This is a genomic window from Pandoraea pnomenusa (genome assembly GCF_040391475.1).
GTDB lineage: Bacteria > Pseudomonadota > Gammaproteobacteria > Burkholderiales > Burkholderiaceae > Pandoraea > Pandoraea pnomenusa_C.
The window spans coordinates 17,861-32,057 of record NZ_JBEBXS010000028.1; the positions used below are offsets into that span (position 1 = coordinate 17,861).

General features: G+C 64.6%; 13 protein-coding genes. 11 read left to right on the forward strand and 2 right to left on the reverse strand.

Features of this window, described 5'->3' with window-relative positions; translation table 11 throughout:
• Positions 1 to 27 precede the first annotated feature (27 nt).
• From metH to ABWO90_RS21755, 3 genes are all read left to right on the forward strand, one after another.
• Positions 28 to 2,760 carry a methionine synthase gene (gene metH, locus ABWO90_RS21745; protein ID WP_353193303.1) on the forward strand — a complete coding sequence of 911 codons (2,733 nt, stop codon included), beginning with the start codon at positions 28 to 30 and terminating at the stop codon, positions 2,758 to 2,760.
• 232 nt (positions 2,761 to 2,992) lie between these two features.
• Positions 2,993 to 3,703, forward strand: coding sequence for an MgtC/SapB family protein (locus ABWO90_RS21750; RefSeq protein WP_353193338.1), 711 nt, complete (start codon positions 2,993 to 2,995; stop codon positions 3,701 to 3,703).
• A 144-nt stretch (positions 3,704 to 3,847) separates the two neighbouring features.
• On the forward strand, positions 3,848 to 4,171 hold the full coding sequence (locus ABWO90_RS21755) for a hypothetical protein (protein WP_353193304.1): 324 nt from the start codon (positions 3,848 to 3,850) through the stop codon (positions 4,169 to 4,171).
• 205 nt (positions 4,172 to 4,376) lie between these two features.
• On the opposite strand, the gene ABWO90_RS21760 is transcribed toward ABWO90_RS21755, so the two are convergent.
• Positions 4,377 to 4,703 (reverse strand): DUF1840 domain-containing protein, encoded by a 327-nt coding sequence (locus ABWO90_RS21760; RefSeq protein ID WP_353193305.1) that lies wholly within the window; start codon positions 4,701 to 4,703, stop codon positions 4,377 to 4,379.
• 176 nt (positions 4,704 to 4,879) lie between these two features.
• Here ABWO90_RS21760 and argS point away from each other — a divergent pair, with 176 nt between their 5' ends.
• The 6 genes from argS to ABWO90_RS21790 all read left to right on the forward strand — a co-directional run bounded on the left by argS (position 4,880) and on the right by ABWO90_RS21790 (position 11,617).
• Positions 4,880 to 6,643: an arginine--tRNA ligase gene (gene argS, locus ABWO90_RS21765; protein WP_353193306.1), complete on the forward strand. Its 1,764-nt coding sequence runs from the start codon at positions 4,880 to 4,882 to the stop codon at positions 6,641 to 6,643.
• Positions 6,644 to 6,703: 60 nt separating this feature from the next.
• Positions 6,704 to 7,381, forward strand: coding sequence for an SPOR domain-containing protein (locus ABWO90_RS21770; RefSeq protein ID WP_353193307.1), 678 nt, complete (start codon positions 6,704 to 6,706; stop codon positions 7,379 to 7,381).
• Positions 7,382 to 7,680: 299 nt separating this feature from the next.
• On the forward strand, positions 7,681 to 8,364 hold the full coding sequence (locus tag ABWO90_RS21775) for a thiol:disulfide interchange protein DsbA/DsbL (protein ID WP_353193308.1): 684 nt from the start codon (positions 7,681 to 7,683) through the stop codon (positions 8,362 to 8,364).
• A 46-nt stretch (positions 8,365 to 8,410) separates the two neighbouring features.
• Positions 8,411 to 9,247 carry an SDR family oxidoreductase gene (locus tag ABWO90_RS21780; protein WP_353193309.1) on the forward strand — a complete coding sequence of 279 codons (837 nt, stop codon included), beginning with the start codon at positions 8,411 to 8,413 and terminating at the stop codon, positions 9,245 to 9,247.
• A 205-nt stretch (positions 9,248 to 9,452) separates the two neighbouring features.
• Positions 9,453 to 10,049 (forward strand): hypothetical protein, encoded by a 597-nt coding sequence (locus ABWO90_RS21785; RefSeq protein WP_353193310.1) that lies wholly within the window; start codon positions 9,453 to 9,455, stop codon positions 10,047 to 10,049.
• 248 nt (positions 10,050 to 10,297) lie between these two features.
• Positions 10,298 to 11,617, forward strand: coding sequence for an MFS transporter (locus ABWO90_RS21790; protein WP_353193311.1), 1,320 nt, complete (start codon positions 10,298 to 10,300; stop codon positions 11,615 to 11,617).
• A 128-nt stretch (positions 11,618 to 11,745) separates the two neighbouring features.
• Here ABWO90_RS21790 and ABWO90_RS21795 read toward each other — a convergent pair whose 3' ends face one another.
• Positions 11,746 to 12,828 (reverse strand): MBL fold metallo-hydrolase, encoded by a 1,083-nt coding sequence (locus ABWO90_RS21795; protein ID WP_353193312.1) that lies wholly within the window; start codon positions 12,826 to 12,828, stop codon positions 11,746 to 11,748.
• Between the two features lie 129 nt (positions 12,829 to 12,957).
• On the opposite strand from ABWO90_RS21795, the gene ABWO90_RS21800 reads away from it, so the two are divergent.
• Positions 12,958 to 13,392 (forward strand): MerR family transcriptional regulator, encoded by a 435-nt coding sequence (locus tag ABWO90_RS21800; protein ID WP_353193313.1) that lies wholly within the window; start codon positions 12,958 to 12,960, stop codon positions 13,390 to 13,392.
• Between the two features lie 232 nt (positions 13,393 to 13,624).
• Positions 13,625 to 14,110: a PaaI family thioesterase gene (locus ABWO90_RS21805; protein WP_353193314.1), complete on the forward strand. Its 486-nt coding sequence runs from the start codon at positions 13,625 to 13,627 to the stop codon at positions 14,108 to 14,110.
• Positions 14,111 to 14,197: the final 87 nt, after the last annotated feature.

Sequence of the window (14,197 nt, forward strand, 5' to 3'; positions counted from 1 at the left end):
GCCCCACCCACTGAACGGATCCGCCCCATGAGCCAAACGTCCCTCGTCCCGCCGATGCGCCTGTCCGGCCTCGAGCCCTTCAACATCGGCGAAGGCACGCTCTTCGTGAACGTCGGCGAGCGAACCAACGTCACGGGTTCGAAAGCGTTCGCGCGCATGATCCTGAACGGCCAGTTCGACGAAGCGCTCGCGGTCGCCCGCCAGCAGGTCGAGAACGGCGCGCAGGTCATCGACATCAACATGGACGAGGCCATGCTCGACTCCAAGGCGGCGATGGTGCGCTTCATGAACCTGATCGCCTCCGAGCCGGACATCGCGCGCGTGCCGATCATGATCGACTCGTCGAAGTGGGAAGTGATCGAGGCGGGCCTGAAATGCGTGCAGGGCAAGGCGATCGTCAACTCGATCTCGCTCAAGGAAGGCAAGGAAGCGTTCGTGCATCACGCGAAGCGCATTCGCCGCTATGGCGCCGCCGCCGTGGTGATGGCCTTCGACGAGCAGGGCCAGGCCGACACGTACCAGCGCAAGACCGAGATCTGCGAGCGCAGCTATCGGGTGCTGGTCGACGAAGTCGGCTTCCCGCCGGAAGACATCATCTTCGATCCGAACATCTTCGCGGTGGCCACCGGCATCGAGGAGCACAACAACTACGCGGTCGACTTCATCAACGCCACGCGCTGGATCAAGCAGCATCTGCCCGGCGCGAAGATCAGCGGCGGTGTGTCGAACGTCTCGTTCTCGTTCCGCGGCAACGACCTCGTGCGCGAAGCGATTCACACCGTGTTCCTGTATCACGCGATTCAGGCCGGCATGGACATGGGGATCGTCAACGCCGGGCAGCTCGGCGTGTACGAAAACCTCGACCCCGAGCTGCGCGAACGCGTGGAAGACGTGGTGCTCAACCGTCGCGACGACAGCACCGAACGTCTGCTGGAGATCGCCGACAAGTTCAAGGGCGGCGCGCAGAAGCGCGAAGAAAACCTGGAATGGCGCAACCAGCCCGTCGAGGCGCGTCTCGCGCACGCGCTGGTGCACGGGATCACCACGTTCATCGTGGAAGACACGGAAGAAGTGCGTCAGAAGATCCACGCTGCGGGCGGCCGTCCGATCCAGGTCATCGAGGGCCCGCTCATGGACGGCATGAATGTCGTCGGCGACCTGTTCGGTGCGGGCAAGATGTTCCTGCCGCAGGTCGTGAAGAGCGCGCGCGTAATGAAGCAGGCCGTGGCGCATCTGGTGCCGTTCATCGAGGAAGAGAAGGCGCGCATGGCCGCCGCTGGCGAGGACGTGCGCTCGAAGGGCAAGATCGTGATGGCCACGGTCAAGGGCGACGTGCACGACATCGGCAAGAACATCGTGACCGTGGTGCTCCAGTGCAACAACTTCGAAGTCGTGAACATGGGCGTGATGGTGCCGTGCGCCGAAATTCTCGCGAAGGCGAAGGAAGAAGGCGCGGACATCATCGGCCTGTCGGGCCTCATCACGCCGAGCCTCGAAGAGATGGCCTATGTCGCTTCGGAAATGCAGCGCGACGACTACTTCCGTCTGCGTAACATTCCGCTGCTCATCGGTGGCGCCACGACCTCGCGCGTGCATACCGCCGTGAAGATCGCACCGAACTACGAAGGCCCGGTGATCTACGTGCCGGACGCCTCGCGCTCGGTCTCGGTCGCCTCGAACCTGCTCTCCGACGACGCCGCCGAACGGTATCTCGAGGAGGTGAAGACCGATTACGAACGCGTACGCCAGCAACACGCGAACCGCAAGGCCACGCCGATGGTGTCGCTCGCCACGGCGCGCGAGAACAAGTTCAAGGTCGACTGGTCGACGTACGTGCCGCCGAAGCCGAAGTTCATCGGCCGGCGCGTGTTCAAGAACTACGACCTGGCCGAACTTGCCGATTTCATCGACTGGGGTCCGTTCTTCCAGACGTGGGATCTGGCCGGCCCGTACCCGGCGATCCTGACCGACGAGATCGTCGGCGAATCGGCGCAGCGCGTGTTTGCCGACGGCAAGGACATGCTGAACAAGCTGATCAAGGGCCGCTGGCTGACCGCCAACGGCGTGATCGCGATGCTGCCCGCCAACGTGGTGAACGACGACGACATCGAGATCTACACCGACGAATCGCGCTCGGAGGTGGCATTTACGTGGCACAACCTGCGCCAGCAGAGCGAGCGTCCGGTCGTGGACGGCGTGCGTCGCCCGAACCGATCGCTCACCGACTTTGTCGCGCCCAAGGACAGCGGCGTGGCCGACTACATCGGCGTGTTTGCGGTCACGGCAGGGCTTGGGGTCGACGCCAGGGAAGCCGGCTTCCTCGCCACCCACGACGACTACAGCGCGATCATGCTCAAGGCGCTCGCGGACCGTCTGGCCGAGGCCTTCGCCGAATGCATGCACGCACGCGTGCGTCGCGACTTCTGGGGTTATGCGAACGACGAGCAACTCGACAACGACGCGCTCATCAAGGAAAAGTACGTCGGCATTCGCCCGGCACCGGGCTATCCGGCCTGCCCGGAGCACTCGGTCAAAGGACCGATGTTCCACTTCCTGCAGGCGCATGAAATCGGCATGAGCGTGACGGAATCGCTCGCCATGCTGCCTGCAGCGAGCGTCTCCGGCTTCTATCTGTCGCATCCGGACAGCACGTACTTCAGCGTCGGCAAGATCGGCCCCGATCAGGTCGAGGATTTCATGGAACGCGCCGGCGTCGATGAAGCCACGGCCCGCCGCCTGCTGGCCCCGCAACTGTCGTAACGCAATTCGTCACGATCTCGATGCATAATTGCGGCGGCCCCCTCGGCCGCCGTTTTTCTGCCTGCGCTTTGCTCGCGCCTTGCTCGCGCCTTGCTCGCGCCTTGTTCGCGCCTTGTTCGCGCCTTGTTCGCGTTTCGCGCGCATCGCCTGCTCTTTGCCCCGTTTGCTCCGTTCTCCCCTGTCCGTCAATTCGCCTGTCAGCCGGCTCACTTCGAGACGTTCCATGCACGCACTGCACAGCATTCAGAATTTTCAGGTCCTCCCGCTGCTCAACACGCTGATTTCGCTCTTCGTCGCCTTTGTGCTCGGCACGATCATCGGCGTGGAGCGTCAGGTTCGCCAGCGTACGGCGGGCCTTCGCACCAACGTGCTGGTGGCGGTCGGTGCCGCCGCGTTCGTCGACCTGTCGATGCGGCTCATGCCCGGCGATACCCGCGTGATTGCGTATGTCGTATCGGGGGTCGGCTTCCTCGGCGCGGGCGCGATCATGAAAGACGGTGCCTCGGTGCGCGGCCTGAACACGGCCGCCACCTTGTGGGGATCGGCGGCCGTGGGCGCCGCGGCGGGCGCGAGCCTCATCGTGGAAGCCATCGTCGTGGCGGCCTTCGTGCTCGCGGCGAACACGCTGCTGCGACCGATCGTGAACAGCATCAACCGCGCGCCGATCAACGAGGCGACTTCGGAAGCGACCTACGCCCTTTCGGTCATCTGCGCGCGCACCGTGCAGCGCGACGTGCTCGACAAGGTCGAGGCGTGGCTCGAAGCGTCGAACTATCCGGTGCGCGCCCTCGATATCCACCCCTTCGGCGAAGCGGAAGTGGAAATCGAGGCGCTGCTGCTCCCGACCGCCGTCAAGGCGGGCGAGCTCGACGCATTGACCGACCATCTCGAAACATTGCCCGGCGTGAATCAGGTGTTCTGGTCGAGTCGTTCGGATGACTAAGGGAAAAAGCCGAATTACAATCGATTACAAAGCCTTACAGCACCGCAGGTTGCGGTTTCTTAGACTGGAATCTCACTAACGCAAGTGATGCCTGCACGACAGTAATTCCTTCGATGTGCAGCGCAAAGCAAAGGAGTCCATCTGATGAAGAAGCTGATCATTTCGGTTGCTGCCCTCACCCTCGCCGGCGCTTCGGCACTGAGTTTCGCCCAGGGCTCGGCTGGCGGCGGCGCCGCAGGCCCGGGCGGCGGCACCACGACGGATCCGTCGACCCCGATGCCTAGCCAGGCTTCGCCGACTTCTCCGCAAACCCCGACGCCGGGTGCGCAGACGATGACGCCGTCGGACCCGCATCCGACGTCCAAGACGCAGAAGCCGCGCCACAGCACCAAGAAGACCCCGAATAACGGGAACACCGGAAACGGTGCGACCAATACGCCGGACAACGCCCCGGGCAAGGCGCAATAACGCTGACGTGCCGACATCCGGCACGCTGTGTCACGGGACACGGTGCCGCCACTGCTCCCCCTCCGGTCAGCATCCACCCCTCGCCCTGGGGCGGCCCGTTCCCGAAACGGCAACAAAAAAGCAGGCCCGCGATTGCGGCCTGCTTTTTTGTCTGACATGCGTCGGAGGGCTTGCGCGGCGACGGCGCTCGCCCAGGTACCCCGGCTTACCGGTTGCTGGTCTCCCAGAGCACCGACCCGCCTTCCTTGTTGGCTTCGCGCAGCATGTTGAGCAAGGGATACGCGCGTTGTGCGAGACGGACCCGATCGTTTTCGTCGCGCTCGTCGGCCTTCTTCCCTTCGTTTTCCTTCTGTTCCGCAGCCTTGTCCTCGGCGATGGCGGCTTCCAGTTTCTGGATGGCCAGCCCCGTCTCGTCTTCGCCGATAGCGCCCATGGTGCCAAGCTGTTTTCCGACGATACCCAGCAAATACTGAGCGAGGTTTTCCAGCATGGTGATATTGGGCGAGGCGTGCGCCTTAAACGTGACCATCATGGTTGGGCTCCCTTTTCGAGTTCTCACCGCAGGTTCTCAGCGCCGCCGTCCCAGGCGTGTCACGCAACGAGAGGGACCGGCGGGCACCGTGACTTCATCATACACCTGTTAAAATCCGGTGCTGACGATTCAACTGCCTGTCCGGACGTGTCCGGACGCACCCGAAACACCCGCCAATGCTACCCGCACAAAAGAATGCTCTCGTCGCGCTGATCGGCGACGTCGTCGCCGGCCTGATGCCTGCGGACGGTACCGCGCCTGCCGCGCCCGCCATCCTGCTCGAACGTCCGAAGGTCGCCGCGCACGGCGATCTGTCCTGCAACGTGGCCATGCAGCTCGCCAAGCCCCTGCGCGCCAACCCGCGCGAACTGGCGCAGAAGATTGCCGACGCGATCCTGGCAGACACCCGCGCCAAGGGACTCATCGACGCCGTCGAAATCGCCGGCCCGGGCTTCATCAACCTGCGTCTGGCCAATGCCGCCAAGCAATCGGTGGCGCACGCAATCCTGACCGAAGGCGCTGCCTTCGGCCGCCGTGCCGCCAGCAACGAAGCGGCCCCGGTACTCGTCGAGTTCGTGTCGGCCAACCCGACCGGCCCGCTGCACGTGGGTCACGGCCGCCAGGCCGCGCTCGGCGACACCATCTCCGCATTGCTCGGCACGCAGGGCCGCCCGGTGCATCGCGAGTTCTATTACAACGACGCCGGCGTGCAGATCCAGACGCTCGCCACGTCGGTGCAGGCGCGCGCACGCGGCCTGAAGCCGGGCGACGCCACGTGGCCGGAGTCGGCCTACAACGGCGATTACATCGGCGATATCGCCCAGGACTTCCTCGCGGGCAAGACCGTGCAGGCGTCCGATGGCGCACCCGTCACGGGCAGCGGCGACATCGAGGACATCGATTCGATCCGCGCCTTTGCCGTGGCCTATCTGCGTCGCGAGCAAGACATCGATCTCCAGACGTTCGGCGTCATCTTCGATCAGTACTACCTCGAATCGTCGCTGTACGCCGATGGCAGCGTCGAGCGCACCGTGCAGGCGCTCATCGACGCGGGCGTCACTTACGAACAGGAAGGCGCGCTGTGGCTGCGCACGACCGACTACGGCGACGACAAGGACCGCGTGATGCGCAAGTCCGACGGCACCTACACGTATTTCGTGCCGGACGTGGCGTATCACACGCGCAAGTGGGATCGCGGCTTCCATCAGGTCATCAACGTGCAGGGCTCGGATCACCACGGCACCATCGCGCGCGTGCGCGCCGGCCTGCAGGCGCTGGGCATCGGCATTCCGAAGGGCTACCCCGACTACGTGCTGCACAAGATGGTCACCGTCATGCGCAACGGCGAAGAGGTGAAGATCTCCAAGCGCGCAGGCAGCTACGTGACGGTGCGCGACCTGATCGAATGGTCGGGTGGCATCACGGCCGAGACGCCCGTGACGGATCCGGTCGAGCGCGAAGACGCACTGCGCCGGGGTCGCGACGCCGTGCGATTCTTCCTAATTTCGCGTAAGGCGGACACCGAATTCGTGTTCGACGTGGATCTCGCGCTCAAGCAGAACGACGAAAACCCCGTGTATTACGTGCAGTACGCGCATGCGCGCATCTGCTCGATCCTCACGCAATGGGGCGGCGACGAAGCGCAACTCGTGAACTCGGATCTCGCGCCGCTCGACAGCGAGCGCGCACTCGCCCTGCTGCAACTGCTGGCCGAGTACCCGGACATGCTCACGCGTGCCGCCGAGGAACTCGCGCCGCACGCGGTGGCGTTCTATCTGCGGGATCTCGCCGGCGCGTTCCACTCCTTCTACAACGCCGATCGCGTGCTGGTCGACGACGAGACCGTCAAGCATGCGCGTCTGGCGCTGCTCGCGGCCACGCGTCAGGTGCTGCGCAACGGCCTTGCCGTGCTGGGCGTGTCGGCCCCGGCGAAGATGTAAGTTTTCCAACCACTCCGAACGGCAAACGCATCGGAACTCTGTAAGGACGGAATCGACTCGATGGCAAACACACGTCGACCACCCCGCCAGCGGGGCGGTACTTTCCTGGGCATCGTGCTCGGCCTGATCGTTGGGCTGGCCGTTGCCGTCGTCGTCGCGCTCTACATCACGAAGACGCCAACCCCATTCGTCGAAAAGACGCCGCCGCGTCCGGCCGAGAATTCGCCGGCCGCTCAGGCGCCGGATCCGAACAAGTCGTTGCAGCCGCGCACGCCGCTGCCGGGTGCCGCGTCGGGGGCTGCCGCACCGGAGGTGACGTCGCCGCTCGTGCTGGGTACGCCTGTCTCGCCCGCCACGCCGCCGGTTGCGTCAGCACCGACGGCACCGGCCACGCCGCCCGCCCAGACGAAGCCGTCGCCGGCCGACATCCTGAGCGGCAAATCGACCGTGCCGGTCGCGCCGCCGACCACGCCGCCCGCGAGCGCCACCGATAACGCCAGCACCGGTTATTACCTGCAAGTGGGTGCGTTCAAGTCGCAGGGCGACGCGGAGCAACTGCGCGCCAAGCTGGCCCTGTCGGGCTTCGAGGCGAAGGTCACGCAACGCGACGCGAACGGTCTCACGCTGTATCGCGTCCGTCTCGGCCCGTATGGCAAGCTCGACGAGATGAATCACGTACGTCAGCGCCTGCAGGATGGCGGTTACGACACCGCGGTGATCCGTTTCACGAAGCAATAAACGCAAAAGGCGTTGCACCACACGGGCAACGCCTTTTGTTCCTTCGGTCGCTGAATGCGGACTTCCCGCGCCGCGCGCCGCCCGACGTGCGGCGTCATGCAACGGCGAGTCGCAGCACGCAGCGCGAAATCGCAAATCACGGCATTATTCGGTTGGATACGGCAGCGTGCGCAGGTTGAACCCGGCGTCGCGCCGCCGGTCATACGCACGGATTCCTCTGCCTGAATTTGGATTATGGTTCTGCAGGATCGCCGAGCCTTTGGCGTCCGGCAAGTTCGCCTCACTCCTCAACAACGATCATGAAAAAACTTCTTGGTGCCGTTCTGATTTCTTTCGGTTTCCTCTCCGGTGCAGCTTCGGCGTCGCCCGAAGCGCCCGTCGCGGGGACCGACTATCTGGTGTTGCCGCAGGCACAGCCCACGTCGGCTGGCCCGGGCAAGATCGAAGTCACTGAATTCTTCTGGTATGGCTGCCCGCACTGCAATGCACTGGAGCCGTCGCTCGAAGCGTGGGTCAAGAAGCAAGGCAAGGACGTCGTGTTCAAGCGCGTGCCGGTGGCCTTCCAGGACCGTTTCGAGCCGCATACCCGCATGTTCTACGCGCTGACGGCCCTGGGCAAGGAAGCCGAACTCACGCCGAAGGTCTTCCAGGAAATCCACGTCAAGCACAACTACCTGCTGACGGCACAGACGCAAGCCGACTTCCTCGCAACGCTCGGCGTCGACAAGCAGAAGTACATGGACGCCTACAACGGCTTCTCGACGCAAGCCAGCGTGAAGACGGCCAACAAGACGTGGCAGGATTACAAGATCGACGGCGTGCCGACGATCGCGATCCAGGGCAAGTATCTCGTCTCGCCGGCGATCTCGGGCGACGCGCTGAACAAGGCAGGCAAGACGCCGACGTCCGAACAGCAGACGTTCGATGCCGCGCTCAAGACCGCCGACTCGATCATCAACCAGATCCGCGCGAAGAAGCTGTAAGCTTCGCCGCTCACGAAGCCCGGCCCCGGCCGGGCTTTTGCGTTCTATGGCCACACATACGACATCCCCGAAGGTTTTCATCACGGGCGCCTCGAGCGGTCTGGGCGAAGCACTCGCACGTCACTACGCCGCACAGGGCGCCATTCTCGGCCTGGTCGGCCGGCGCGGCGACAAGCTCGCCGATCTGGCGGCCACGTTGCCACATCCGCACGCCGTGCATTGCTACGCGCTCGACGTGCGCGACGCCCTCGCGTTGCGCGCTGCTGCGGGCGACTTCATCGCACGGCACGGTGTCCCGGACATCGTGATCGCCAACGCGGGCATCAGCCACGGCGTGAATACGGAAGACGCCGCCGACCTGCCGCATTTCGCGTCGGTCATGGACACCAACTGGATGGCCATGGTCGCCACCTTCAGCCCGTTCGTTGCGCCCATGCGCGAGCGCAAGCGCGGCACGCTTGTCGGCATCGGTAGCGTGGCGGGGGTGCGAGGGCTGCCGGGACACGGCGCCTACAGCGCCTCGAAGGCGGCCGCGATGACCTATCTGGAAAGCCTCCGGGTGGAGCTGCGTGCGGACAAGGTTGCGGTGGTGACGATTGCGCCCGGCTACATCCGCACGCCGATGACCGACGGCAATCCGTTCCCCATGCCGTTCCTGATGGATTCGGACAAGTTCGCGCGCAAGGCCGCCGCAGCGATTGCGCGTCGCAAACGATTCGTCGTGCTGCCGTGGCAGATGGGTGTCGCGGCGTGCGCCATGCGACGCCTGCCGCGCTGGCTGTACGACATGCTCTTCGCGCGCGCCCCGCGCAAACCGACGATGTCGCAACGACAGGCCCGTGCGGCGGCGGACAAAGCCGCCAGGACGGATAAGCAGGGATAACGGCGCCAGCACGACCCGAACGGCTCCCCTCATCGGCGCTGACTGACGCCCCCGCAGCGCTGTGCCCCGTCAGGCCGGTCCTCCCGGCCTCGCTTCAGACATCTCCCAGTAGTGACTCGGATTTCCCCCAAAATGCCGAGCAAACCCGGCAAGCACCGGATATCGCGCGTTAGAGTGGCCCGCTTACTCAATGCACGATGTCCCCATGAAGCCCTTGTCCCTGCACCTGCACGACGCACCGCGCGCTTTCGAGCTGCGCGGCACGCCCCGCCGCTGGCGTTTGCCGCATTCCCTGACCCTTGGACTCGCCGCCGCGCTGACGCTTTCCGGCTGCGCGGCGATGGATCCCGGCAACTGGCAGGTGTTCGGCCCACCCGAGTCTTACGTGCGCCCCGCGCCGGTCATCGTCCCGGCACCGATGGTCGTCCCCGCGCCCGTGGTCGTCACGCCTGCGCCCGCGATCGTCGTGCCTGGCCCGTCCGTCCTGACACCGGCGCCCATACTTGCCCCCGGTCCCGCCGTCATCACCCCGGCGCCGGTGCTCCGGCCCGCCCCTGTGCCGGCACCGGCGCTAATCCTGTCGCGTCCGCCCACCGTGATCGCCCCCGCGCAGCCATACGTCGTCGTACCCGCCCCGGCGGTGCGCACCACGCGTGACACGGCGCACTTCATCCGGGAACGCTGCTATCGGGAGAAAGGGGGGTGCTACACGACCGAACACCGCAACGGCTATCAATTCAACGGTGCCACGGGCGCGTGGGATTGGGTCGATCAGCGCGATTTCCGATGGAAGGGCCGCTGAAAAAGACGTGAAAGCGGCGTTGCGATGGCGAACCATGCAGAAAATCCGCCGTCCGGCGCAAGATCCTGCGGTATTTTTGACCCGTTGTGGTGCATTCCAAACCTGCGCTAGAGTGGTCGTGTAACTGGAACAGAGGTTAAACACGACGTTAAACCGGAGTTGCCGCCATAGAGCGGACGCGTGTCGACGGCCAATGGCCGCGTACCGATCCGACTGCGGTGCTCCCAAACCAAGAGCAGGAGAGGCATATGCAGGCAACCCCCACCGGCACGCCGGTCATCGATCCGGCGCTGCGACGAAAGGCCGTGATCGGTTCCACGCTGGGCAATGCATTCGAGTGGTTCGACTTCACGGTCTACGGTCTGTTCGCCGTCGTCATCGCGAAGCTCTTCTTCCCCGCCGAAAACGATACGAACTCGCTGCTCGCGAGTGTGGCGTCGCTGGGCGTGGCGTTCTTCTTCCGCCCCATTGGCGGACTGGCGTTCGGCCTCTATGCCGACCGTGCCGGGCGCAAGGCCGCGCTCTCGGTCATGGTGCTGCTCATGGCACTCGGTACCGGCCTGATCGGTATCGCGCCGACCTACGCCACCATCGGTTTCGCGGCGCCTTTGCTGATCCTGCTTGCACGGGTGATCCAGGGCTTCTCGGCCGGCGGCGAATTCGGCGGCTCGACGGCCATGCTCATCGAGTTCTCGCCGCCGCATCTGCGCGGCTTCTACGGCAGCTTCCAGATGTGCTCGCAGGCGCTGGCCGTGGCGCTGGCCGGGCTGTGCGCCTACGTGCTCAACACGGGCCTGACGAAGGAAGCGCTCGAATCGTGGGGCTGGCGTCTGCCGTTCCTGTTCGGGATTCTGATCGGGCCGGTGGGTTTCTACATCCGGCGCCGCATGACGGAGTCGCCCGAATTCCTCGCCTACGCCGCCGCGCGTGAACCGACGCGCCGCACGCCGTTGGCCGAAGTCTTCTCGGAACACTACCGCGCGCTCATCGCGGGCTTCGGCCTGACGGTCGCAGCGACCACGTCGTTCTACGTCACGCTGATCTACACGCCGATCTACGCGGTCAAGCAACTGGGGCTGACGCAAGGCGTCGCGAGCCTGTCGACGTTCATCGCCGCCATGTTGATCGCCGCGCTGTGCCCGCTCACGGGCTGGATTTCGGATCGTGTGGGCCGCAAGCCGTTGATCCTGCTGTTCGTGCTGCTCTACGGCCTGACGTCCTTCTGGATGTTCACGCGCCTGCACGGCGCGCCGTCGATGGGCAACCTGCTGCTCGCCCAGATCCTGCCGGCCGTCTGCATGGGCTTCGTGTGGGGTGCGTTCCCGACGGCCGTCACGGAAGTGTTCCCGGTCGGTGTTCGCTCCACGGGCGTGTCGATCCTCTACAACGTCTCGGTCATGCTGTTCGGCGGCCTCGCACCGTTCTGGATCACGTACATGATCAAGGCGACGCAAAACCCGCTCGCGCCCGCGTACTACATTCTGCTCACGGTCGCGATCAGCCTGGTGACCTACGGGCTGCTCGGTCGCGAAGGCCGGCATGCGCCGACGTCGACGCAGCATGCGTAACGTAACGTTCGCTGCAACACCGGTGTAGCGACAGCACCGCAACAAAAAAACGCCCCGGAGACGACAGCCTCCGGGGCGTTTTGCTTTGCACTGCGGGCGTCCGGTCAGACTGGCGCCGGCGCCCTCACTCAGACCGGGCTGAAGCGCCAGACACCCTTTTCGTCGCGCTCGCGCTTGAGTTCACCCGCACGCCACAGCATGTGCAGATGCGCCAGCGCCTCGCCCATCGCGAAGGTGGTCTGATGCGCGTCGAGCTTGCGATGGAACATGATCGGCAAGATGTCGCCCGCGCTCTGCGGCGAGCGCGCACAAGCTTCGCGCACTTCCTGCAAGCGTGCGGCGTGGTGATCGCGCAGTTGATGAATCCGCGTGTGCAACCCGGAGAACGGGCGTCCATGCGAGGGCAGCACAAGGCAGTCGGCCGGCAATTCGAGATAGACACCCAACGAGTCGAGGAACAGTTGCAGCGAGTTCGCTTCGGGCTCGATGTCGAACACGCTGACGTTCGTCGAGATACGTGGCAGGACCATGTCACCGGAGATCAGCACGTTGTGCTGCTCGGAGTACAGGGCCATGTGCTCGGGCGAGTGCCCGTAGCCGGCAATCAGACGCCAGTCGCTGCCACCGATGCGCAGCGTGTCGCCGTCGCGCAGCCGGTAATACCGCGACGGCACTTCCGGTACGAGGTCGCTGAAATAGCTCTTGCGATTGCGCAGTTGCTCGATCATCGCTTCGTCGGCCAATCCGTGCGCGATGAAGTGCGCCACGGCAAATTCGCCACCGGCGTTCGCGGCGTTGTTGTTGTCGCCCTCCGACATGAGGCGTCCCCAGGCGTAATCGCCGAGCGACATGGCCAGACGCGCGTCCCAGCGCTGTTTGTCGCCGCCCTTGCAGATCCAGTGCGCGAGACCGAGGTGATCGGGGTGGCAGTGCGTGACGACCACGCGCAACACCGGTTCGCCGCCGAGCGCGTTGTCGAACACCTGCTCCCAATACGCCTTGATCTGTGGATGCGTAATGCCGCAGTCGACGACCGTCCAGCCTTTCACGCCCCCCACTTCGTCGCGAAGCAACCACAGGTTGATGTGATCGAGCACGAACGGCAGCGGCATGCGCACCCAGAAGACGCCCGGCACGACTTCGCGCACCGTGCCGCCGTCCGGCAGGAAATCACCAAGGGGATAGTTCAGTTGTTGTTCAAGGGCATTCACGGGGGCCACGCTCCAGATGGGCTTGTTCTCTTATTGTCAGGTTGACGCCGTCACCGATTGCATACGATGCAAGTTGACGCTAACGTAAACGGCAATTCTATCTGCAATGGTAAGCACCCGCTTAACCCGATGCTCACATACACGATCACTGACCTCGCACGCGAATTCGACATCACGCCCCGCGCGATCCGTTTCTACGAGGATCAGGGCCTGCTTACGCCCGCACGCGAGGGCCCGGGCGGACGCCATCGCGTCTACACCGGACAGGATCGCACGCGGCTGAAGCTCACGCTGCGCGGCAAGCGCCTGGGCCTCACGCTCTCGGAGATCAAGACAATTCTCGATCTCTACGAGTCGCCCAAGGACACGGTACCGCAACTCAAGGTCTTCCTCGACACGCTCTCGCAACATCGCGAGGTACTCGAGCAGCAGCTCGAAGACCTGCATGCCACGCTCGACGAAGTGTCGCAGCACGAAGCCCAATGCCTGGCGCTGCTCGAAGCCGCCGGCGAAACCGTCCCCGCCCTGGGCGCGCGGCGCACGAAGGCCACAGCCGCGCACTGACACCATCAGGCGCGCCCACGGGCGCCGGCAAGCCGGGACAGCGCGACGGCGCCCGCCCTCGCCGGCCACCGTGCCCGCCCATACCGGCGGGCGTTTGGAGACGATTCGACAGCCTCAGGAAAGCCCTTACTTTACGTTTACGTAAACGTAAAGTAGTATGCTTGCACCCGGTGGTTTGGGCGCAGTCGTTCTAACGGTTCCTATTGGTTCTTCAGGTCACTTCCTACCCATCATGGCAAACGTCCCTGTCTCCCACGCTGCACCGCTCGACGACGCCGTCGCCGCGAAGATCCGCGCGAGTTTCGACAAACAGGGCGTCATGAGTCACTGGGGTGCCCGCATTTCGCATCTGGCGGATGGCCATTGCGAGATCACGCTGCCCTTCTCGGACAAGGTGAACCAGCAGCACGGTTTCTTCCACGGCGGCGTCATCGGCGCCATTGCCGACTCGGCCGGCGGCTATGCGGGCTATACCCGTCTCGCCGTGACGCAGGAGCTGGTCACCGCCGAATACAAACTGAACATTCTGGCGCCGGGCAAGGGAGATACACTGGTCGGACGCGGTCAGGTCGTCAAAGCCGGACGCTCGTTGATCGTCACCACGGCCGAGTTGTTCGTCGTCGACGATGGCAAATGGACGTTGTGCGCGCTGATGCAGCAAACGCTGTTCCCGCTGCCCGCCGACCCGTCGGGCAAGTCGTCTGCCACGCAACGCTGAGCGCTGCCCGGGTCGCGCATTCACGATCACGCGAAGCCGAATCATCCGAATCGATACCGCTTTCGAAACATCTCGAACATACGCGCG